This is a genomic window from Microlunatus panaciterrae, assembly GCF_016907535.1.
GTDB lineage: Bacteria > Actinomycetota > Actinomycetes > Propionibacteriales > Propionibacteriaceae > Microlunatus > Microlunatus panaciterrae.
The window spans coordinates 2480062-2501483 of the sequence record NZ_JAFBCF010000001.1; the positions used below are offsets into that span (position 1 = coordinate 2480062).

The 21422-nt window shown below is 67.6% G+C and carries 22 protein-coding genes and 3 tRNA genes; 13 read left to right on the top strand and 12 right to left on the bottom strand.

Annotation, left to right across the window (positions count from 1 at the left end; translation table 11 throughout):
* Positions 1–23: 23 nt before the first annotated feature.
* The 3 genes from purM (at position 24) to JOE57_RS11250 (ending at position 2141) form a co-directional block, all read left to right on the top strand.
* The gene (gene purM / locus JOE57_RS11240) at positions 24–1118 is read left to right on the top strand and encodes a phosphoribosylformylglycinamidine cyclo-ligase (RefSeq protein ID WP_204917996.1); all 1095 of its coding nucleotides are present in this window, start codon (positions 24–26) and stop codon (positions 1116–1118) included.
* A gap of 113 nt (positions 1119–1231) precedes the next feature.
* On the top strand, positions 1232–1456 hold the full coding sequence (locus tag JOE57_RS11245) for a DUF3073 domain-containing protein (RefSeq protein WP_204917998.1): 225 nt from the start codon (positions 1232–1234) through the stop codon (positions 1454–1456).
* A gap of 88 nt (positions 1457–1544) precedes the next feature.
* A complete protein-coding gene (locus JOE57_RS11250; protein ID WP_204918000.1) occupies positions 1545–2141 on the top strand; it encodes a DUF4870 domain-containing protein in 597 nt (198 codons plus the stop codon).
* On the opposite strand, the gene JOE57_RS11255 is transcribed toward JOE57_RS11250, so the two are convergent.
* On the bottom strand, positions 2119–3312 hold the full coding sequence (locus JOE57_RS11255) for an aminotransferase class V-fold PLP-dependent enzyme (RefSeq protein ID WP_204918002.1): 1194 nt from the start codon (positions 3310–3312) through the stop codon (positions 2119–2121). The genes JOE57_RS11250 and JOE57_RS11255 overlap by 23 nt on opposite strands.
* A gap of 23 nt (positions 3313–3335) precedes the next feature.
* Here JOE57_RS11255 and JOE57_RS11260 point away from each other — a divergent pair, with 23 nt between their 5' ends.
* Both JOE57_RS11260 and JOE57_RS11265 read left to right on the top strand, forming a co-directional pair.
* The gene (locus JOE57_RS11260; RefSeq protein WP_204918004.1) at positions 3336–4304 is read left to right on the top strand and encodes an alpha/beta fold hydrolase; all 969 of its coding nucleotides are present in this window, start codon (positions 3336–3338) and stop codon (positions 4302–4304) included.
* A 52-nt stretch (positions 4305–4356) separates the two neighbouring features.
* The gene (locus tag JOE57_RS11265; protein WP_204918006.1) at positions 4357–5628 is read left to right on the top strand and encodes an NAD(P)/FAD-dependent oxidoreductase; all 1272 of its coding nucleotides are present in this window, start codon (positions 4357–4359) and stop codon (positions 5626–5628) included.
* A gap of 43 nt (positions 5629–5671) precedes the next feature.
* Here JOE57_RS11265 and JOE57_RS11270 read toward each other — a convergent pair.
* Positions 5672–5745: transfer RNA gene (locus JOE57_RS11270), tRNA-Phe, on the bottom strand.
* A gap of 79 nt (positions 5746–5824) precedes the next feature.
* Positions 5825–5898, bottom strand: a tRNA-Asp gene (locus JOE57_RS11275).
* A gap of 276 nt (positions 5899–6174) precedes the next feature.
* On the opposite strand from JOE57_RS11275, the gene JOE57_RS11280 reads away from it, so the two are divergent.
* Genes JOE57_RS11280 through JOE57_RS11295 form a run of 4 tightly spaced genes read left to right on the top strand, consistent with a single transcriptional unit; the run spans position 6175 to position 11199 of the window.
* On the top strand, positions 6175–8964 hold the full coding sequence (locus JOE57_RS11280) for a bifunctional YncE family protein/alkaline phosphatase family protein (RefSeq protein ID WP_204918008.1): 2790 nt from the start codon (positions 6175–6177) through the stop codon (positions 8962–8964).
* A complete protein-coding gene (locus JOE57_RS11285) occupies positions 8961–9923 on the top strand; it encodes an ABC transporter ATP-binding protein (protein WP_204918010.1) in 963 nt (320 codons plus the stop codon). Before JOE57_RS11280 ends, JOE57_RS11285 begins: the two co-directional genes overlap by 4 nt.
* Positions 9920–10741: an ABC transporter permease gene (locus tag JOE57_RS11290; protein WP_204918012.1), complete on the top strand. Its 822-nt coding sequence runs from the start codon at positions 9920–9922 to the stop codon at positions 10739–10741. Before JOE57_RS11285 ends, JOE57_RS11290 begins: the two co-directional genes overlap by 4 nt.
* The gene (locus tag JOE57_RS11295) at positions 10738–11199 is read left to right on the top strand and encodes a hypothetical protein (RefSeq protein ID WP_204918014.1); all 462 of its coding nucleotides are present in this window, start codon (positions 10738–10740) and stop codon (positions 11197–11199) included. The genes JOE57_RS11290 and JOE57_RS11295 overlap by 4 nt, the downstream gene beginning before the upstream one ends.
* Positions 11200–11234: 35 nt before the next feature.
* On the opposite strand, the gene JOE57_RS11300 is transcribed toward JOE57_RS11295, so the two are convergent.
* On the bottom strand, positions 11235–12161 hold the full coding sequence (locus tag JOE57_RS11300) for an alkaline phosphatase family protein (RefSeq protein WP_204918015.1): 927 nt from the start codon (positions 12159–12161) through the stop codon (positions 11235–11237).
* A gap of 141 nt (positions 12162–12302) precedes the next feature.
* Here JOE57_RS11300 and JOE57_RS11305 point away from each other — a divergent pair, with 141 nt between their 5' ends.
* Positions 12303–12821 carry a phosphatase PAP2 family protein gene (locus JOE57_RS11305; protein WP_204918017.1) on the top strand — a complete coding sequence of 173 codons (519 nt, stop codon included), beginning with the start codon at positions 12303–12305 and terminating at the stop codon, positions 12819–12821.
* 54 nt (positions 12822–12875) lie between these two features.
* A complete protein-coding gene (locus JOE57_RS11310; RefSeq protein WP_204918019.1) occupies positions 12876–13271 on the top strand; it encodes a VOC family protein in 396 nt (131 codons plus the stop codon).
* A 35-nt stretch (positions 13272–13306) separates the two neighbouring features.
* Here the strand turns inward: JOE57_RS11310 and JOE57_RS11315 are convergent, their stop codons facing one another.
* On the bottom strand, positions 13307–14215 hold the full coding sequence (locus JOE57_RS11315; RefSeq protein WP_204918021.1) for an alpha/beta fold hydrolase: 909 nt from the start codon (positions 14213–14215) through the stop codon (positions 13307–13309).
* 62 nt (positions 14216–14277) lie between these two features.
* Here JOE57_RS11315 and JOE57_RS11320 point away from each other — a divergent pair, with 62 nt between their 5' ends.
* The gene (locus JOE57_RS11320) at positions 14278–14832 is read left to right on the top strand and encodes a TetR/AcrR family transcriptional regulator (RefSeq protein ID WP_204918023.1); all 555 of its coding nucleotides are present in this window, start codon (positions 14278–14280) and stop codon (positions 14830–14832) included.
* A 60-nt stretch (positions 14833–14892) separates the two neighbouring features.
* Here the strand turns inward: JOE57_RS11320 and JOE57_RS11325 are convergent, their stop codons facing one another.
* The 3 genes from JOE57_RS11325 to JOE57_RS11335 form a co-directional block, all read right to left on the bottom strand.
* Positions 14893–15516 carry a GNAT family N-acetyltransferase gene (locus JOE57_RS11325; RefSeq protein WP_204918025.1) on the bottom strand — a complete coding sequence of 208 codons (624 nt, stop codon included), beginning with the start codon at positions 15514–15516 and terminating at the stop codon, positions 14893–14895.
* A gap of 47 nt (positions 15517–15563) precedes the next feature.
* A tRNA-Glu gene (locus JOE57_RS11330) sits at positions 15564–15639 on the bottom strand.
* 91 nt (positions 15640–15730) lie between these two features.
* Complete coding sequence (locus JOE57_RS11335; protein ID WP_338041270.1) at positions 15731–17071, bottom strand: SH3 domain-containing protein; 1341 nt, start codon at positions 17069–17071, stop codon at positions 15731–15733.
* A gap of 364 nt (positions 17072–17435) precedes the next feature.
* Here JOE57_RS11335 and JOE57_RS11340 point away from each other — a divergent pair, with 364 nt between their 5' ends.
* Positions 17436–17792 (top strand): metallopeptidase family protein, encoded by a 357-nt coding sequence (locus tag JOE57_RS11340; RefSeq protein ID WP_204918029.1) that lies wholly within the window; start codon positions 17436–17438, stop codon positions 17790–17792.
* A gap of 101 nt (positions 17793–17893) precedes the next feature.
* Here the strand turns inward: JOE57_RS11340 and JOE57_RS11345 are convergent, their stop codons facing one another.
* From JOE57_RS11345 to JOE57_RS11360, 4 genes are read right to left on the bottom strand one after another with little or no spacing between them, the layout of a single operon-like run.
* The gene (locus JOE57_RS11345) at positions 17894–18949 is read right to left on the bottom strand and encodes an NAD(P)-dependent alcohol dehydrogenase (RefSeq protein ID WP_204918031.1); all 1056 of its coding nucleotides are present in this window, start codon (positions 18947–18949) and stop codon (positions 17894–17896) included.
* A gap of 31 nt (positions 18950–18980) precedes the next feature.
* The gene (locus JOE57_RS11350) at positions 18981–19301 is read right to left on the bottom strand and encodes a DUF202 domain-containing protein (RefSeq protein ID WP_204918033.1); all 321 of its coding nucleotides are present in this window, start codon (positions 19299–19301) and stop codon (positions 18981–18983) included.
* Between the two features lie 5 nt (positions 19302–19306).
* Positions 19307–19696, bottom strand: coding sequence for a YidH family protein (locus tag JOE57_RS11355; RefSeq protein WP_338041271.1), 390 nt, complete (start codon positions 19694–19696; stop codon positions 19307–19309).
* Between the two features lie 34 nt (positions 19697–19730).
* Positions 19731–21407, bottom strand: a complete 1677-nt coding sequence (locus tag JOE57_RS11360; RefSeq protein ID WP_204918037.1) for a DUF222 domain-containing protein — start codon at positions 21405–21407, stop codon at positions 19731–19733.
* Between the last annotated feature and the right edge of the window lie 15 nt (positions 21408–21422).

Consider the following 21422-nt stretch of genomic DNA (forward strand, 5'->3'; position numbering starts at 1 on the left):
CACCGAACTGCGAAGGGACGCTTGTGAGCGAGACCACACCCGACAACGGGACCGGCAGGTCGGCGTACGCCGCCGCCGGCGTCGACATCGAGGCAGGGGAGCGCGCCGTCGACCTGATGAAGGAGTGGGTGGCCAAGACCCGGCGGCCCGAGGTGCGCGGTGGGCTGGGCGGCTTCGCCGGACTCTTCGACGCCAGCGCCCTCGCCCGGTATCGTCACCCGCTGCTGGCCACCTCCACCGACGGAGTCGGCACCAAGGTCGCGATCGCCCAGGCGATGGGTGTCCATGACACCATCGGCTTCGACCTGGTCGGGATGGTGGTGGACGACCTGGTGGTGTGCGGTGCGGAGCCACTGTTCATGACCGACTACATCGCCTGTGGCAGGGTCGACCCGGACCGGATCGCTGCGGTCGTCAAGGGGATCGCCGAGGCGTGCGTCGCCGCCGGCTGCGCCCTGATCGGTGGCGAGACCGCAGAGCATCCCGGGCTGCTGCAGCCAGACGAGTATGACGTGGCCGGCGCCGCCACCGGTGTGGTGGAGGCTGACCGGCTGCTCGGTCCCGACCGGGTCGTGACCGGCGACGTTGCGCTGGCGCTGGCCTCCTCCGGGCTGCACTCCAACGGCTACTCGCTGGTCCGGCACATCCTGCTGGAACTGGCGGGGTGGACCCTGGACCGGGAGGTGCCCGAGCTGGGCGGTGCGCTGGGCCCAGAGCTGCTGACCCCGACCAGGGTGTACGCGCTGGACTGCCTGACGCTCATCGACGCGGTCGAGGTGCACGCGATGAGCCACGTCACCGGCGGAGGCCTGGCCAACAACCTCAGTCGGGTACTGCCGACCGGAGTCCAGGTGACCGTGGACCGCTCCAGCTGGCGTCCGGCGCCGATCTTCGACCTGGTGCAGTCCGTCGGACAGGTGTCCCAGCCCGATCTCGAGGCCACCCTCAACATGGGCGTCGGGATGGTCGCGTTGCTGCCGGCCGATGCGGCGGACGGCGCCATCGACCTGCTCGCCGAGCGGGGGATGAAGGCCTGGGTGTGCGGCCAGGTCGAGGCCGCGGACGTCCCGTCAGCCCCGGGATCGGTGCGGCTGGTGGGGCAACACGCGTCCCAATAAGTGTCCCGAGATTTGCACCCTTGAAGTCATTGGGTAGCCTGTCTCTCACGACATTAATCAACCTGAGCCGCGGCTAGGCCGCTGGCGGACAAATGCGAGGGGGTCGACCCGATATGGGGCGCGGCCGTGCAAAGGCGAAGCAGACGAAGGTTGCTCGCGAACTGAAGTATCGCTCATTCGAGACGGACTTTACGTCGCTGGAACGCGAACTTCGGGGAGACTCTGAGGACACCCCGGTGGTGCCTGAGGCCTATGCCGATCTGGCTGAGGAGTATGAGGAAGACCCGTACTCGTCGCCGCCGGACGAGGCGTACGGACACCTGCGCAAGTCGGGTTGAACCATGCCGCGCCCTTTGATCATCTCTTCGAAGAATGATCAGGGGCGCATCTCTTTCCTTGCCCTCGGCGAAGCCCTACCCTTCTCCCATGACTGAGAATCGTCCGGAATATCAAGGCGGACAACCAGACCCGGCAGCCACCCCATCACAGGACGGCGGAGGCCAGCCGTACGGTGCGCCAGGCTACGACCAGGGACAGTACGGCCAGGGCGCCTATGGTCAGCCGCAGGGTGGATACCCTCCCCAGGGAGACTACGGTCAGCAGCCGTACACCCAGCCGCAGCCGTACGCCCAGCCGCAGCAGTACGCCCAGCCGCAGCAGTACTACGGCGGCCAGCCGCCGGTGGCCGGGCAGCCACCCGTGTCGGCGTCGGACGAGAAGCTCTGGTCGATCCTCGCGCACATCTCGATCCCGTTCGTCGGGTTCGTCGGCCCACTGGTCGTCTACCTGATCTACAAGGATCGCAGCCAGTGGCTGAAGGACAACTCGGTCGAGGCGCTCAACTTCTCGATCCTCTACAGCATCGCGATGATCGTCTCGTCGATCCTGACCGTGGTGGTGATCGGGGTCGTGCTGTTGCCGCTGGTTGCCATCGGCGGTCTGGTGCTGTGCATCCTGGCCGCAATGGCCGCCAACAAGGGCGAGTTCTACAAGTACCCGGTCAACTGGCGGTTGGTGAAATAGCCACCAGCGCGTCGCTGAGGCGCTGGTAGTCGTCGAGCGTGTTGTATGCGTGGGCGCTGAGCCGGACATACCCCTGTCCGGCGAAGCAGGTGACGGCGGTCTCGATCCCGTGCTCGTCGGCGATCCGGTCCCGGAGCACGCCGGCGGCCAACGGGTCGGTGGCCACACCGGCCGGCAACGGGACCAGCCGCATCGACAGCGCGGTCCGTCCGACCTCGGGGACGGCCACGTCCAGCGCGGAGCAGACGAGCTGCTGAGCCGCGTCCGCCAACGCGGACATGTGGCTGCGGACCGCCGCCCAGCCCAGTCGCTGCTCAATCAGATGCACCGCATGGGGTGCCGCCACCCAGTTGGCGCAGCTCGCGGTGCCCTGCTGGTCGAAGCGCCGGGCGAAGGGCTCGTGCTCATACCAGGACGCAACCAGCGGCACCGTGTCCAGCCGGTCCTCGCTGACCACCAGCGCGGCGGTGCCACGCGGGGTGCAGGGCCACTTGTGGAAGTTCCCGGTCCAGAAGTCGGCCTCCTCGATGCCTGCCACCGGTGCCTCGATCAGGCCCGGCGCGTGGGCGCCGTCGATGGCGATCGGCACCCCGGCGTCTCGGCTCAGTCGGGCCAGCCGGCCGACCGGGAGGAGCTTGGCAGTCGCGGAGGTGATCTGGTCGACCACCAGCATCGCGGCGCCGTCGAGCTCGGCCGCGATGGCGGCGACCACCTGGTCGTCGTCGGCGTCCAGCGGCACTGACAACCTGACCGGCACCGCGCCGGTTCGCGCTGCGGTCCGCTCGATGGCGTACTGCACCGCACCGTAGATGTGGTCGGTGAAGATGATCTTCCGCCCGCGCGCCTCGGGGCCGAGAGTGTTCAGGGCGATCGTCATGCCGGCACTGGCGTTCTGCACCAGGCCCATCCTGTGCTCGTCGACGCCGATCCACTCTGCCAGTGCCACCCGGGCGTCCGCAATCTCGTCCCTGACCGTCCGGAACCAGCCCTGCGGGTTACTGTCCTCGACCTCGATCAGCGCGTGCAGGAAGGCGGAGGTCTCGGTCGGCACCCGGCCGAACGAGCCGTGGTTGACCTGGAGCACCTTGTGATCAGGAGCCCACAGGGAGTCGACGACCGTCGGGTCGAGCGGGATGTCCGTTGCCTGGCTGGCGGGAACCTCGGCGTTCATGGCCCTCAACCTACCCTTGATCTGTGAGCGCCTGGAAACCCGACATCCTCGAGGAGTTCGAGAGACTCGACCTGCCGCTGCCTGCCGTCGCAGTGGCCGCCGGTGAACCGCCGGATCAGGAGATGGTGGCGACGCTGATCCGTCGAACCCCCGGCAACCAGAGTCGGCGGGCCCTTCTCTATGTGCACGGCTGGAACGACTACTTCTTCCAGACCCACCACGCGGACTTCTGGGCCGGGATCGGCTTCGACTTCTACGCCATCGATCTTCGGCGCTATGGCCGGAGCCTGCGGAGTGGACAGCTGCACGGGTTCATCACCAACCTCGATGACTACGCAGCCGAGCTCGACGCCGCGCTGGAGGTGATCTCCGCCGACCATGATCAGGTGCTGCTGATGGGCCACTCGACCGGTGGACTGGTGGCCACCCTGTGGGCGGCCCAGCATCAGGATCAGCTGGTCGGGCTGGTGCTCAACTCACCGTGGCTGGACCTGCAGGGATCGGCGGTGGTCCGCGCGCTGGGCACGCCGGTGATCCAGGCACTGGGCAGCAGCCGGCCGACCTCGTTTCTGAAGCTGCCGGATGCGGGCCTCTACAAACGCGCCATGCACCTGTCACACGGCGGCGAGTGGGACTACGACCTCGAGCTCAAGACCTCCCCGTCACCGCCGCTGCGGGCCGGCTGGCTGCGGGCGATCCTGCAGGGCCACCAGCGGGTGGCCGCCGGACTCGACCTGCAGATCCCGGTGCTGGCCATGTGCTCCACCAAAACGGACTTCCGCCGCCGGTGGCATGAAGATATCCGCAGCGTCGACAACGTCCTGGACGTGGACCAGATCGCGTCCCGGGCCGCCCTGCTGGGCCGCCACGTGACGATCGTGCGGATCGACCGGGGAGTGCACGACCTGGTGCTGTCGGCGCCGGAGGTGCGTGAGCAGGTGTTTGCCGAGATGCGCCGCTGGGTGGGCGCCTACCTCGACGCCCCGGAGTGAGACACAGCACAGAACCTTGGGGTCGGCCCGTCCCACCTGGGAGGATGAGGACATGACCGATATGCCCCATGTCGTCGTGCTCGGCGCCGGTTTCGCCGGCATCGCCGCCACCAGGAAGCTGGCCAAGGCGGGCTTCCGGGTGACGGTCATCGACCGGCACCCGTACAACACGTTCCAGCCGTTGCTGTACCAGGTGGCCACCGGCGGCCTCAACCCCGGAGACGTCACCTACTCGCTCAGGTTCTTCGCTGCCCGGAAGAAGGGCGTGAAGTTCCGGCGCGCGGACGTCGTCGGGATCGACCACGAGAACCAGGCCGTCATCTGTGCCGACGGCGTCAACGTCAGCTTCGACTACCTGATCATCGGTACCGGTGTGACCACGAACCATTTCGGCATTCCCGGAGCCGCCGAGTACACGATGTCGATGTACACGCGGGCCGAGGCGATCAAGGTCCGGGACACGATCTACGGCGGGATGGAGGCGCTGGCCGCACGGAGGGACCCGGGGTCGCGCGGCTTCACCGTGCTGGTGGTCGGCGGGGGAGCCACCGGCGTCGAGATGGCCGGGTCCCTGGCCGAGATGCGGTCGGCCATCCCCAAGCTCTTCCCGGAAATCGACCGCGCCAAGGTGCATGTGATCCTGGTGGAGATGGCGCCGCATCTGCTGGCACCCTTCGACGCCAAACTGCGTGACTACACCCGCAAGGAACTGATCAACAAGGGCGTCGAGGTGCGGCTGAACACCGCCATAGCCGAGGTGCATGCCGATCATGTCGACCTGAAGAACGGGCAGACGCTGCCCGCCGACCTGGTCATCTGGGCGGCCGGCATCGGTGGCTACACGCAGATCAAGGAGTGGGGCCTGCCGATCGGACGCGGTGGCCGGATCGAGACCGGGACCGACCTCAGGGTGGTCGGTCAGCAGCGGATCTTCGCGGTCGGCGACGCGGCGGTGAGCAACGACGACCCGCTGCCGCAGCTGGCGCAGCCCGCGATCCAGGGCGGCGAGCATGCGGTGGCGCAGATCATCCGGCTGGAACGCGGAGAGCCGACCATGCCCTTCCACTACCACGACAAGGGAACGATGGCGACGATCGGCAACCAGGCGGCGGTGCTGCAGCTGCCCATCGGCGTCAAGATGAAGGGAACGCTGGCGTGGATCGGCTGGATCGTGCTGCACATCTACACCTTGCTGGGCGGCCGGAACCGGGTGCAGACCTTCATCAACCTGGCCTGGCGCTACCTGTCCTGGCCGCGCGATGTCGGCTCCATCGTCGGGGACATCGCCAAGACCCCCGCCATGAAGGCGATCGAGAACGACTGACCTGATGTGGGCGCGCCGAGCGCGGAGGATAGAGGTGGATCGGTGGCCAGGGCCGGGCTCGAACCGGCGACCTTTCACTTTTCAGGCGAACGCTGCTACCAACTGAGCTACCTGGCCGTGTCCTGAGCCCAATCTACGACTGGGTCACCGAACACAAAAACGGCGATGCCGGCGTGATGCTGCATCACCGCTCTCGCGACCCCGACGGGACTCGAACCCGCGACCTCCGCCGTGACAGGGCGGCGCGCTAACCAACTGCGCTACGGGGCCCTAAGACTGCTAGGACCATCTGGTCTTGCCTACTGCTCGCACTTAACGTGCCCGCGAAACTATAGCGCAGTTACCGCCAACCTTAAAATTCGTCTGCGGCGCGCTTTCGACCCGCTGGCGACCGCGTCACTGCCGCTCCCACCTGCCTTTTTGCCCGTTGTTCACCTGCCGGCAACTGGATAGTTAGCCACACGAATCGTGGGGCTGGAAGGTTCGTTGCTGGCCGCTTCGGGGAGGCCTCCACCCAGTGTGCACTCATCCCCAGAAGAAGGTCGAATGAAGAAGAAGCTCAGCAGGAGCCTGCTGGCCGTCACGGCGATCGGGGTCGCAGCGACCGCCTCGTTGTCGATGGTGGTCGGGGCCACCGCGGACAGCAACGCGCCCCTCGGGACGAACCTGGTCGGTCGGCAGGCCGACGGTTCGGTGCTCGTACCGGAGGGGAAGTACGTCAAGCCGCTCGGCACGACGATCGAACAGAGCGGCCAGGTGATGGACCTCGCGATCCGTCCCGACGGCCGCACGGCCGTCGACCTCACCAAGTCGGGCAAGGGTCTGTTCACCGTTGTCGACCTGGTGAACAACACGGTGCTCCAGCAGTACACGCCCCCGAAGGGCACCGGCAGCGGCAATGTCGCGGTCGGTGGCCTGCTCTACTCCGCCGACGGCACTCAGCTGTGGGCGGCCCAGGCGAAGAACCTCCTGCGTTTCGACGTCGCTGCTGACGGGACGCTGAGCAATCCCGTCGTCGTCAAGCTCCCGGACAGCGCGCCCGGGGGAGTACCCAAGGGCCCCGACGGGTCGCTGGCGCAGCCGCTGCCGAGTGGACTCGCCTGGGCCCCGGACCAGAAGACGATCATCGCCTCGCTGTCGGGCTACGACACCGTGGTCGGGATCGACTCGACGAGCGGTGCGACCTCCTGGCAGACGGCAGTCGGTATCGCTCCGCGCGATGTCGTTGTGGTCGGCAACCGCGTCCTGGTCAGCAACGAGGGCGGCCGCCGAACCAAGTCGTCCGACTTCACCAACTACTCCTACAACTCCCGGGTGGTCGCCGACCGCCGAGACGGCCGCGCCGACTCGGGTACGGTCAGTGAGCTGGATCTCAGCTCACACGCCGTCGTTCGCACCTACGACGTCGGCCTCGACCCCTCGGCCCTGATGGTGCGCGGCAGCGACGTCCTGGTCACGAACTCCAGTGACGACACCGTCTCCGTTCTGAACACCGCCACCGGCGAGGTCGCACGCACCTTCAACGTCAACCCGATCCCGGGTCAGCCGTACGGCAGTTCGCCTAACGCGTTGGCGATGATCGACGACGACCACCTCGCGGTCAGTCTCGGTCGCAACAACGCGCTGGCGATCTATGAGCTGGCTGGCACCCGCAGTACCCCGGCTTTCGCCGGGTTGGTCCCGACGGCGTGGTATCCCGGCAAGATCATCGTGGACCGGCAGCTCGGCAAGATCGTCGTCGGGAACCTCAAGGGCGTGGGCGCACTCGGTGACCCGCGGACCATCGCCGAAGGCCCCGGCACCGAACCGGCGACCGGAAGGCAGGTGTACTCCGATGTGGGTGTCGTCCAGCTGCTCGATCCGCCGAAGGCGGAGGACATGGCCAGCCTCACCAGCCAGGTGTTCTCCAACAACCAATGGCACAATCTCGAGGCACGCAACGAGAAGGCGGGCACGACCAAGGCGAGGCCGGTCCCGGTGCCGGAGCGGATCGGTGACCCGTCGCCGATCAAGCACGTGTTCCTGATCGTCCGGGAGAACCGGACCTACGACCAGGTGCTCGGCGACGACCCTCGCGGCAACGGGGATCCGACTCTGACCCAGTTCGGCCGCAAGATCACCCCGAACACCCATGCCCTGGCTGGGGAGTTCCCGCTGATCGACAACCTCTACTCCGACGGCACCAACTCCGCGACCGGGCACACCTGGCTCGATGCCGGGTTCGTCAACGACTACCTGGAACGCTCCTACGCCAACTACGTCCGCAACTACGGCCAGCCCGACGCCATGGTCTACCCGAGGTCAGGCTTCCTGTGGGACAACGCCCTGGCGCACCGACTGAAGGCGAGAGTGTGGGGGGAGTACGCCGAGTGGTTCACCGGAGCCGATGGTTCAGCCGCGACCGGGAGCTGGTCCGACTGGTACCGCGACTCACAGATCCTGGAGGGCAAGCGGACGGGTCAACCGCATGTGCCGCTGGGAACCTTCACCACGAAGACAGACGTGCCGTCATTGGCCAGCATCCTCGACCGGGACTACCCCAACTTCAACACCAAGATCCCCGACCAGTACCGGGCCGACCTGTTCCTGAACGACTTCGACGAGATGACGAAGAAGGACTCGCTGCCCAACCTGAACATGCTCTGGCTGTCCAGCAACCACACCAACGGCTCGTCGCCGGGATACCCGACGCCGGCAGCGATGCAGGCCGACAGTGATCTTGCGGTGGGTCGGATCGTGGACAAGATCTCCCACTCCAAGTATTGGAAGAGCAGTGCGATCTTCGTGATCGAGGACGACTCCCAGAACGGTGTCGACCACGTCGACGGACATCGCAACGTGCCCCTGGTGATCAGCCCCTATGCCAGGCGCGGCGCGGTGGTCCACACCAGCTATACCCAGGTCAACGTCACCAGGACCATCGAGCAGATCCTCGGCCTGCCGCCGATGAACCAGGTCGACCTGGCCGCTCAGCCGATGTACGACGTCTTCACCACCAGGCGCAACCTGACGCCGTACACCAAGCTGGACAACACCGTGCCACTCGACACGATGAACCCCACGCTGGCACAGGCGGACAGCACCATGCAGAAGACCTGGATCGCCTGGTCCGAGCAGCAGGACTTCACCAAGGTTGACCAGCTCGCCTTCGAGCCCTTCAACCGGCTCACCTGGTATACCTCGAACCACTTCACCAAGCCGTACCCGGGCGACGCGAAGGTGATGACGCCGCAGGAGGTGTTGGCGAAGTTCCCGCAGGCCGCCGTCAGCCATGACCCGGACGGCAAGCTGCCGGAGACGAAGGCGCTGCGCCCGCACAGCGCAGGTAGCCGATGACGGCCGGTTCGACCGGGCAGAACGCCCACCCTTTCGGGGGTGGGCGTTCCGCCGTTGCGGATGCCGGGTTGCGGGTCACCGGTCTGACCAAGGCCTACCGGGGGGTGGCCGCGCTCGAGGACGTGGAGCTCGAGGTGCGTCCTGGCCGGATGCATGGTCTGGTCGGGCCGAACGGTGCGGGCAAGTCGACCCTGCTGGCGGCTCTGCTCGGTCTGCTCGACCCGGACAGCGGCTCGATGGAGTTCGACGGTATGGCGCTGGGAGCGCTGCGGAGCCGAGTGCCCGGCGGCATCGCCGGTGCGGTGGAGGAGGCCCGGTTCTATCCCTACCTGGACGCCGAGGCCAATCTCGAGGTGCTGGCGCGGCTCGACGACGCTGGAGGGATGTCGCCGACCGACGCACTCGGCCGCGTCGGTCTGCAGTCCCGGGCGAGCACCAAGGTGGCGGCCTTCTCGATGGGGATGCGGGCCCGGCTCGGCGTGGCGGCCTGCCTGATGCGCTCACCGGCGCTCCTGGTGCTGGACGAGCCGACCGGCGGCCTCGACCCCGGCGTCGCGGCGGATCTGCTGGCGCTGCTGCGCGAGCTCGCCGACGGAGACGTGTCGGTGTTGTTGAGCAGCCACGATCTCGAGGCGGTGGCAGGTGCCTGCGACGACGTGACGATCCTGGTCCGCGGAAGGGTGGTGATGTCGACGCCGACGCAGGCGTTGGCCGGCCTGGCGCCGCCGGAGGTGGTGCTCCGGACGAGCGATGACGACGCCGCCCTGGCGGTGGCGGTCTCGCTCGCTGGCGTCGAGGTGCGCTGGCAGGAGGATCGACTGGTGGTGCGGGGTGGACAGGCTGCGCTGGACGAGCTGGTGCTGTCGCTGGCTGCTGCCGGCATCGCGATCCGCAGACTCGAGCCGCGGGAGACCCCGTTGCGCGCACTGTTCGACCGCCTGGACAGGGCGCCGAAGTGACGGCCGCCGGAGTCGGGCAGGTGTTGCGGCTGGAGCTGCGGAAGCTCTTGGCCCAGAAGCGGATCATCGTCGTGTGGTGGGTGTGCGTGTTGGCGCCCATCCTGCTGGTGGGGGTGCTGAAGGTGGCCAGCACGACCCCCTCGGACACCCTGTTCGGTCGCTGGGTGCATGTGTCCGGTCTCGCGCTCCCGCTGCTGGTGCTCGGCTTCGGGGGACAGTGGGCGTTTCCCGCGCTGGCGGCTCTGGTCGCCGGCGACGTCTTCGCTGCGGAGGATCGCTATGCAACCTGGAAGCTGGTGCTGAGCAGGTCGCGGAGCCGCGCCGAGGTGTTCGCCGGCAAATGTCTGGTCGGACTGGGTTTCCCGGTCGTCATGACCCTGGTGGTGGCGGCCATCAGCACCGGAGCCGGCGTGTTCCTGGTCGGCAGTGATCCCATCATCAACCTGTCGGGATCCCTGGTGCAGGTCGCCAAGGGGGTGGAACTCGTCGCGTGGTCCGGCCTCAGCCAGCTGTGCCCGGTGCTGGCGCTGGCCTCGTTCGCCCTGCTGCTGTCCGTTGTGACCCGCAACAGCCTGGTGGGGGTGGGCGGACCGGTGCTGTTCGCGCTGGTGGCGCAGCTGGGTGCGCTGACGGATCTGCCGCCGACCGTGCGAATGCTGTCACCGGCCGGCGCGTTCGCCTGCTGGCATGGTCTGTGGCTGGACCGGCCCGATGTCGTGCCGTTGTGGCTGGGGGTGTCGGCGAGTCTGCTCACGGCGGTGACCTGCCTTGCCATCGCTGCCACCGTCTTCGTACGCAGGGATGTGGCGGTCCGATGACCCGTCCTCCGAGGCGATCACTCGGCCGCCTGGTGCTGGGGGGTTCTCTGGTCCTGCTCTCGCTGTGGCTGCCCGGCTGCAGCTCCGCGATCACCGAGGCCCGGGTGGAGCAGGCGATGGTCGAGTCGTTCTCGCACCTGCTGGTCCTGCAGCAGCGGCAGCGCGGCACCCGGCTCGCGGCGGCCGACCTGCATCCGACCGCCGACTGTGCCCGGCAGAACCGCCGGGGCAGCACGTCTGGGCCGGGCGACGACTGGGTCTGCAACGTCACCTGGCGTACGCCGCGGGCCACCACCGGCGCCGCTGCCTACTCGCTGACGGTGAGACCCGATGGCTGCTTCGCGGCCGACGGCGACGGACCGGCCGATCTCAACGGGGAGCCGACCGTGGTGGCCGCTGACGGTGAGGTGGTGGTCAACCCGCTGTGGGCCTTCGACGGCTGCTTCCCGTTGCACTGACCACGATCGTGGGGTGGACAAGATCGGGGGCAGCGTCAGTTGGTCAGCCCGAACGCCACGCGCATCGAGCGGGCCGAGGATGCCTTGCCGAGCAGTCTGCTCTCGTGACAGGTGGTGCCGTACAGCCTGGCGAGGGAGTAGTGGGTCAGCCGGGTCCTGACGACCTTGTGGGAGACGGAGCGGCTGAGCACGACGGTCAGCACCCGGTTGGTCGTGCTGGACCGGTTGGCCTCGTCGGCGGTGATGACGATGGCGAGTCGGCCGCTTCTGAAGTCCGGTCCAGCCATCAGCGTCGGCAGCCAGCTCTGCAGGTATCTGTCCGCGGTGGCCAGCGAGGCATCGTGCGCGTCGTGGATCAGGTTCGGCACCAGCATCCCGGCGCAGGGGAGCCTCCCGGACGCCGCGTCCGAGCGGAGCCGGCCGGCCTTCGGCGTGCCCGCCGGAACGTCGCCGGAGGCGCAGCCGGCGGAGCCGTACGCCCACGGATTGTGCTTCACGGCGTACGGGTAGGTGTTGGTGCGCTGACAGTGGTCTCTCATCGACTCGGCATAGACCCGGGCGCCGGTGCCGTTGCGGCGGGCCAGGGAGATCACGCTGTCGCCCTTCACCCGGTGCTGGCGTGGCGGCCCGTCGTCGGTGACACCGGCGGTGGTGCCGAACGCGATGGCGAGGTAGTTGGGCAGGGAGGGATGGGTGACGGCCCGGTAGTCGGTGGCGTAGCCGTAGCGCCTCGCCAGTCGGTTGAGGTAGGGCATGCCCTGACGCATCTGCGTCAGGCTGTGGTTCTCGATGACGATGGTCAGGATCTTGGTGGTGCGCACAGGGGCGGGTCGAGACGCGGCCACCTGCTGCGGTGCCGCCATCGAGCCCGGCGACACGCGGACCGGCGGACTGCAGCCTGCGGCGGCCAGGCACAGCACAGCGGCCGAGCACAGAGCGGTGGCACGGGCGAGAGCTCTCATATCGACTCCTGATCTCCCTGACGGGCCGCCTGATGGCTACCGATCACTCTACGACCACCGACGGTGGCAACCCGGTCGTCGTCTCGGGTGGAGGCCGTCTGGTCTAAGCAACCTCGAAGATTGATCACCGATCCTGTGCGGGTGAGTACTGTCATTGTCCTGGTCGCGAAGTACGCGGTGTTCCTGATCCCGCTCGGAGCGCTTCTTGCCTGGTGGCGGGCCTCCCGCCAGGCCAAGGCGGCCATGATCATCGCCGGAGTGGTGGCGCTGGCGCTGGCGGCGATCGCGATCAACGTGTCCGCGGCCGTCTGGTTCGACCCGCGGCCCTTCGCTGTCGACGGGCATCCACCGCTTTTCGCCCACGCACCTGACAACGGGTTCCCTTCCGATCACACGACGTTGGGTGTCGCTATCGGAGCGACGCTGTTCGGATGGCGCCGCAGGCTGGGCGCCAGTCTGGTGCTGGTGGCGTTGACTGCTGGCGCGGCCCGGGTGGCGGCGCACGTGCACCACGTCCCCGACATCATCGGCGGTCTCGTTCTCGGCATCCTCTGTGCGCTGGGCGGTGTGCTGGTGGCCAAGCGTTCCGTCGTGTGGATGGACTCCCGCCGCAGGGCCAGCATCCTCAGCCGAGCGAGACTGCGCGGGGAAGAGCACTGACGCTAGGGTAGCGAACCGGCTCCCCATTCCAGCGCCGAAGACAGGAAGCTCAACATGACCGGACTGACGCCCTACCTCTCGTTCCCTGGCACAGCCAGGCAAGCGCTCACGTTCTACCGGGAGGTGTTCGGCGGCGAGCTGGTGCTGAACACCCTGGCCGACTTCGGACGTAACGACGGACCGCCCGATGCCATCTCGCACGGCATGCTGCAAGGGCCGGTCGAGCTGTTCGCCTCCGACGCGGCCGACGGCGAGCCCAGCCTACGGCTCGAGGGAGTGCTGTTCTCGCTGCTGGGCACTGCCGATCCCGGCACGCTCGAAGCGTGGTTCGCCGCGCTGAGCAGCGGCGGGGTAGACATCGACCCGTTGCAGCTGAGGCCGTGGGGCGCCCACGACGGACAGGTCACAGACCGATTCGGTGTCCGCTGGCTCATCGGCTACGAAGGTTGACCCATCCCCAACGGGATGCGAACCCGCTGCCGGGGTCATGCGGCGCGTTCGAACCAGTCGAGCGCGAGGTCGGCGACTGCGGCGGGTGCGTCGTCGGTGATGAAGTGCGCTGCGTCGTCGACGTAGGCGAACTCGACGCGATCGGCGTACCGCTCGGCGTTGCGGCAGATGCGCCCCAGGACCTGCTCGGTCCAGGGGTGGTCACGGCGGCCGTATACGACGAGGGTCGGCACCGTGAGCCGCCGGCGTCGGTAGACGCCGCGCATCATGCGCATGGCTTCGGGCAGGACCATGCCGCGGGTGAGCGGACGCACCGCGCCGTCGATCTCGGGTCGGCGCAGCGGGGCGAGGTGGGCTTCGATGGTCGCCTCCGACATCGGGCGCGCGACGTACGCCTCGGAGAAGACTCCGCGAAGTGAGGCGCCAGGGCGGTGCCAGATGAAGGGGGGTAGGTGCCGGAACCCGGGGATGATCTTCGGGCTGAACCTGAAGAAGGCCGGCGGCACCGCGAGTTGCACTGCCGTTCGAACCCGCTCGGGGTGATCGTAGGTCAGCTGCATCGCGGTGATGACGCCCATGTCGTGGGACACGACGTGGGCGCGCTCGATGCGGAGGACGTCGAAGAGGGCGAGCAGGTCGCTAAGCCGAGTCTCCCGTTCGACCCGCGGATCGTCGGCCACGGTCCAGCCGGCCCCGCGCAGGTCGGGACAGATGACGCGGTAGCCGCGTGCGGCGATGACCGGAGCTACCGCGTGCCACTGCCACCAATGCTCAGGAAATCCGTGCAACAGCACGACCGGTTCGCCCTCGCCGATGGCGGCGACGTGCGTACGCAGGCCGGGCGTCTCGATGACAAGATGGTCGAAGCCGGATGCCTCGGTAAGCGGCGGCGACCACGCCGAAGCGTCTACGGAGCGGGTGATACGTGGTTCGGGCGTAGGCATGATTGCCGCCTCCTCCGGTCCTACTACTGTGTTTATAGTAAACCTCGTCGAGGGAGACGTCCATGCCGCCGGCCACCCGGGAACGTGCACTCGAGGCGGCCGTGGAGTTGCTCGGCACCGCGGGAGTCCGCGCGCTGAGCCATGCTCGAGTCGATGACAGAGCGGGCCTGCCGCCCGGGTCGACCTCGAACTGGTTCCGCACCCGCCGAGCGCTGCTCGGTGGCGTGGTCGACTGGATCGCCGAGCGCGAGCGCGCCGATTTCGACCCGGCCGCGATGCCGGCGATCATGGGACTCGACGGGCTGATCGAGGGCTTGTGCGCCATGGCCGAACTTCAGACCGGAAGGTTCGCCGCGCGCACCCGCGCACGCTATGCCCTCTTTCTCGAACTCTCCAGCGATCCTGAGCTGGGCGAGCCACTGCGCCGGCAGCGCCGCGAGTTCGAGCGGTGGACCGGGCTGATGGTGATGGCCGTCGGCATCGCCGATCCCGTGCCGGCGACCCGGGCCCTCATGGCGCTCGCCGACGGACTGCTCCTGCACCGGCTCACCGTCGACCCCGAGCTTGACCTGCGCCCCGTCATCGAACGCGCAGTGCGCGCCCTGGCAGCGTCTTGAATGCACGCTCGGCGCGACATCGTCTCGAGCCGAGCGACTTGTGGAGACGACGTAGGGCCGTCAGCCGTCGCCTCTTACAGGAGGGCTGGAACGGTTGGGGGTGGGCGTGCTCGGGGCGACCTGGCGCACCATCACGCAATTGCCTTGCCCCTTGGGGCGGTCGTAGGCGAAGCCTTCGTGCTCGTACATGGCGCGGGTGCCGTTGTAGAGGAAAGACGAGTTCTTCTTGCGGATCCCTGCGGTGTCGTGGGGGTAGCCCTCGACCAGGCCGCCGCCGGCCTGGGCGATGAGGTCGACGGCCCCGCGCAGGGCGATCGCTGCCAGGCCCTGTCCGCGACGGCCGCGCTCGACCAGGATGCAGGTGATCCGGTAGTCGGGTAGTCGCTCGGCGGTGGCGAGGTACTCCTTGCGGTGATGGATGTCGGGCAGTTCCTCGGGTGATCCGTATTCGGCCCAGGCGACGGCAAGGTCGCCGTCGTAGACGAGCGCCGCGTGGGCGATCCCCTCGGCCACCAGTCGTTGCTTGAGTGTCCGGTTGCCTTCGGCACTCTGGCCCTTCTCCGGGCAGTCGGGATGGAATTTCGTGCACCAGCAGCCGGAGAACATGCCCTTGTTCCGCTCCACGAGCGCGGCGAAGTCGTCGAAGGTGTTCGGTGTGAGTGCCTTGATCGTGAAATCCGGCATGGCGGCACCCTATACCGACCGATTTTTGGGTCAGCGTCGGATTGAGCTGGTATCCCCAACGGGATTCGAACCCGCGCTGCCGCCTTGAAAGGGCGGTGTCCTAGGCCGCTAGACGATGGGGACCGGACCGAAGCACTATATGGCGGCCACGACCCCAGGCCCAAACCGGGTGGACCTGGGGTCGCAGCCTTTGTCGTTCGGTCGGTCGGCCGGCTCAGTTGAGAACCGTGATGTGGACGTGGTTCTTGTGGTTGGCCGAGTCGCCACCACGGTCGGCCATGAACCGCCATCCCTCGTCGGCACGCTTCACATTCCAGATGTGCTGGTTCCAGATCACGTACTCGATGTTGAGCTGGCTCTGGTTGGCCTGCGCCCAGGCTGCGATCCTGCCACCCAGCGCCTTCCCCGACGCTGACTGGTAGTTGGGGAGCATGATGTCCAGCGCCTTGCCGGACGGATGGTCCGGGATCGCGTCCGGTCGCACGCCATAGAAGGTCGTCACCTGCGGGAACGCCGCATGCGCTGCGAACAGCACCCTCTTGGTCGTGGGTCGCAGGGTCGCCAACCCGGAGCCTCCGATACTGCCGGTCGAGGGCGCAGGCGGGGAGGCCGCCGGTCTGCTGGTCGACAGGTACTGCGCTGTCACCCAGCGGACGGCATTGTTGTAGATGACCTGGGCCCGACCGTTCTGAGTCACCCCGGTGATGGACAGCCGTGTCCCCCGAGGCACCTCGCCGAGAACCTTGTGATTGGTCCCCGAAGCGCTGCGGATGTCGAGCGGCGCTGTGGCGTACCGCGTGCCGGTGACCCTTGGCAGCGCCGGTGTTGTGGGCCGGGTCGCTCCCGCAGTGGACAGGTACTTGGCCGTCACCCAGCGGACCGCGTTGTTGTAGATGATCTGGGCCCTGCCGTTCTGGGTGGCCCCGGTGATCGAGACCTGTCCGCCCTTCTTGATCTCGGTGACCACCTTGAAGTCCTCGTCCGCGGTGGTGCGGACCATCAGGTCGGCTGTGGCGGTACGGGTGCCAGTGATCTCGGGCAGGCCTCTGGTCGAACTGGCCAGGTACTGGGTGGTCACCCAGCGCCGGCTGTTGGCATAGACGATCTCGCTGAAACCACGGGAGTACTTGCCGGTCAGCTTGACGATGGAGCCGGTCCCGATGACCCCGACGACCTTGCCCTGCAGGCTCGGGCCGGTGCGGACGTTCAGCCGCGCCGTGGTGATCTTGGTGCTGGCCGTGTTGATCTTGACTGGAGCAACCGGTGCTCCCTTGCCGCTCCTGGTCAGGTAGCGGCTGGAGATATAGGCGGTCGAGCCGTTGAAGCGCACCTTCGTCCAGCCGCTCTTGGTGGTGCTGATCGCGGGGATGGACTGGCCGCGATACAGACCTCCCACGATGGGCTTGTTCGTGCCCGGCCCCGATCGAATGTTCACCCCCTCAACGGCGGTGACAGTGGACTCAGCCGATGCCGGCGTCCCCGTAAGACCAACGATTAAGCCCGCAGAGGCGGCAAGGCCGATGACGGCCCTGGCTCTGCGTATGGCGATGTTCACTGCTGTTTCCTCCTCGGCGGCCTTCCCGGACCGTCTGGATAAATGGGCAGTTCAGAGTCGACGAATCATGACGCCCCGACCGCCGCAGAAGTAACAACAACCCCAAACACCGCACGACTTTAATCGCGTCACATGCGTAACGGCAAGTCTTGAGTACGCGTTTAGGACGTTTGGCAAGTCGACACGCGGATCACATCAGCGAAATTTCACCGATGTGATTTGCTCACTTGTCGCATCATCGGAGGTGATGGCGAGCCATTACGCTCGGTCCATGGAGGCCGTTCAGTACGGGTGGCTGGGTGCGCTCGCCGTACTCGGCGACCGGGACCTGCCCGGCGGCCGCTTCGTCAGCGACACGTAGCCGATGGCCATCGAGCTGGGTGCCGACGAGTTCGAGCAGCTCGTCCTGGAGGCGATGGACCAGGTCCCCGACGAACTGGCCACACTCGTCGACAACTGCGTGATCCTGGTGGAGGACTATCCGCCGCCGGAGCAGCCGCCCGACACGCTCGGGTTCTACGACGGCATACCGCTGACCGAACGGGGTGGATGGTATGGCGGTGTGCTGCCGGATCGCATCTACATCTTCCGGCACCCGACGCTCGCCATCTGCGACAGCCGCGAACAGGTGACGCGGGAAGTGCGCATCACCGTCGTGCACGAGATCGCCCACCACTTCGGCGTCAGCGATGCCCGACTTCACGAGCTCGGCTACGGCTGAAGCACGACGACGCTGACGCGCCCTGAGCTACCACAACGACGCGCCCTGAGCTTGTCGAAGGGCGAGAAGCTCTTCGACAAGCTCAGAGCGCGGTGCGGCAGTCAGTGCGCGGTGCGGAGGGTGTCGATGTCGATCACGAACCGGAACCGGACATCGCTGGCGACCACTCGGTCGTACGCCTCGTTGATCTGCTCGCCACTGATCACCTCGATCTCGCTGGCCAGCCCATGTGCGGCAGCGAAATCGAGCATCTCCTGCGTCTCGGCGATGCCGCCGATCATGGAGCCGGAGAGGCTGACCCGCGGGTTGATCAGGCTGCCTGCCTTGACCGGGATCGGGTTCTCGGGCAGCCCGACCTCGACCAGAGTGCCGTTGCGGTCGAGCAGCTCCAGGTAGTCGTCGATGTCGAGGTTGGCCGACACCGTGTTGATGATCAGGTCGAAGGAGCGCTTGCAGGTCTCGAAGGTGGCCGGATCATTGGTCGCGTAGTAGTGGGCGGCCCCCATCCGACGACCGTCGGCCTCCTTGGACAGGCTCTGGCTCAGCACGGTGACCTCTGCACCGAGTGCTGCGGCGAACTTGACCGCCATGTGACCCAGGCCGCCCAGTCCGATGACGGCGACCCTGGTGCCCGGTCCGGCCTTCCAGTGCCGGAGCGGGGAGTACACGGTGATGCCGGCGCACAGCAACGGTGCCGCCGCGTCCAGGTCGAGACCCTCGGGGATCCGCAGCACGTAGTTCTCATCCACCACGATCGCCGTGCTGTAGCCGCCCTGGGTGATCTCTCCGTTGGGCAGCTCGGCGTCGTAGGTGCCGACCATCCCCTCCTCGCAGTAGTTCTCCTCGCCGTCCCGGCAGGCGGGGCATTCGCGGCAGGAGTCGACCATCACCCCGACACCGACGCGGTCGCCGACGGCGTACCGGCTGACGTCGGCGCCGACAGCGGTGACGTGACCGGAGATCTCGTGGCCGGGGGTGAGCGGGTAGTGCGCCTGCCCCCACTCATCACGGACGGTGTGGATGTCGGAGTGGCAGATACCCGCATAGGCGATGTCGATGGCGACATCGTGCGGTCCCAGCTCGCGCCGGGTGATGGTGGTCTTCTCCAACGGGGCCTTGGCGGCGGGGGCTGCGTAGGCGATTGCGGTTGTCGTCATGCGTGCCAATCTAGCGGCTGATGCGGGTGCCTCAGCCGGCGACTACGTACGCGAGACCGCCGGCCGCGGCGAGCACGACGAGCACGGTGACCAGCAGGTTCTGCCAGCCGTCGCCGATGAGCCGGTTGGCATGCAGCGAGGAGTGGGTGCGGCGATAGCGCCGGATCGAGAGCAGGCCCAGAGAGGCCGTGGTGACCACACCGGCGAGCACGATGAGCAGCGCCAGGGTGGTGGACACGTCGGCGACCAGGCGGGCGATCAGCAGTAGGCACCCCAGCACCGAGAGCGTGGTGCGTTGCCAGGCCAGTCGAGTGCGCTCGTTCTGCACGCCGGCATCCCAGGGTCGCTCCATGGCGTTCAGGACAGCAGAACGACGAACGCGATCAGGGCGACGATGGTCACTCCGACCGTGAGGAACGGCATCAACGGCGAGGAGGGGAGGGCCTGGTTGAGCCGGATGGCCCGCTCGTGGCGAGCCCAGCGGGTGAATGCGCCGACCCCGGCCGCAAGCCCGCAGATCACCAGAACCAGCGAGGCGACGTGCACCTCCAGAGTCAACGAGTGGTTGAGCTGGGAGATGGCGGCGACCCCCACCCCTGCGGCCACCAGGGCCAGTGCGGTGCGGATCCAGGCGAGGAAGGTGCGTTCGTTGGCGAACGAAAACCGCGGGTCAGGCTCGTCGCCGACGCCGAAGACGTGCCGCGGCCAGCGCCTGTCGGTCTGGCCGGTCTCGCTGGAAGGGCTCACCCGGCTGATGCTAGCGGGCAGCGCGCCGGTCCAGTCAGGTTGCCCGACCATGGTGGCCGACGAGCACGGGTACCCGTGGATGGTGGATGTCGCAGCGCGGTATCGACACGACCCGCGCGCGTCCGCGGTCGTCCTGCCGCGCGGGAGGGGGCGTCTCCGCTGCTGTGGTGATCTTCCGGGCGGCATGCCACACCGACTCGGCCAGGTGGTCGTTGCCGAGGTTGTGCGTTCCGGTGTGGTCGACCAGATAGATCCAACCAGTCGGCGATCGCCAAAGGTACGCGCCGGGGCGCGGTTGTTGCAGCTGCCAGCGGCCATGGGTCTTGATGCGGTGGCTGAGCGTGGTCGTCAGGCCAGCGTTGCCGATCCGGGTCTGGCCGGGCGGTCCGCCGCGGTCCCTCGGCCGGTACGGAATGGTGTGGTCGATCTGTTTGCGACGGCCGGTGTGCGTGCTAAACGGGAAGATGTCGGCCGGGTTGCGGAGGAAGAGGTTGGTACGGAGACGCGCCGGGAACTCGTAGCCGTCGACGGGTGGGGCGTCGGCCAGGTCGATCACGGGCTGCAGGGTGATCTGGCAGTCGGAGCCGAGGAGCTCGCGCACCTGACCGAGGGTGATCGGTCCGGCATCCTCGAGTCGTGCGACTCCGCCTCCGGCGAGCAGAGTGTCGCGATGCAGGTGGACATAGAGGGTGACGTTCCGCAGCCTCCGGAGCAGGTCCTGGGGGAGTGCTCTCACCAGCGCCGGCAGGTTGTCGGTCGAGGACGGTCCCTGAGCTGGACGGTCCTCCGCGTCATTGTCGCGGGGGTGCAGATCCCACTCGGACACGTGACGTCGGTCATCCCTGGCTTCGCTGGCCGCGGGAGTCTCATCGCTGACAGCCGTCAGGGCGACTGGCTGGTGTTCCTCGAGGTCGGCAGGTGGCTCGTGGCGGTCGGTGTAGTCGAGCAGCAGGGCAAGGGCCTGGGCGGGGTTGGCGAGGATGCCGATGGCCTTGGCGCGCCGGGTGTCGGCTGGGTCGGTGTCACCGTGCAGCTGCAGGATCTGCGCGATCCGGTCGGCCATGGCCACAAAGAGGATGACGTCGCCGGCGTTGGCCTTGGCGATGAGCACCTTGAGTCCGTGCTCGTTGGACTGTGTTGCGCGGACGAACCGGTCGGCGGCTTCCATGCGGGCGCGTGCCTCTGCCTGGTCGGGGTCGGCGGTGATGATGGTCGCCTCGACCAGGGTCTGGAACCGGCTCCAGGGCAACGCGTTGGCGTGGCCGGCGACCCGGGAGTCGACGTATGCGGCGGCGGCGGGACTGAGATGTCGGGTGTGCTGCGCGACCCAACGGGCTTGGTAGGCCCGGACCTGTCCGGCCTGCAGACGCTGCCAGAGCCGGGGGAGCCGGTGCCGAAGGTCCAAGGCGTCGGCGATCAACTTGCCGGCGGAGACGGCTCCCATCTCCTGCAGGGCGCCCAGCTCGGCCGCGGCGAACTCAAGCACCTCCGGCGTGCTCTCCCCGCCGAAGGGGCGAGGATGTTCGCGACCTGGCAGCGCGGTGGCGACCTGCTGAGGATCGGGCTGGGCGTGCAGGTCGGCCCAGACCGCGGCGAGCTCCAGTTGGGCGGCCTCCGCGGCCACCAGCGCCCGGTAGGCGGTCCCGACCCTGGTGGCCAGGGTGGCGGTGTCCCACCCTTTGGCCGGTTCCGCTGTCGCCGCTTCGAACATACGTTCATATTAGAG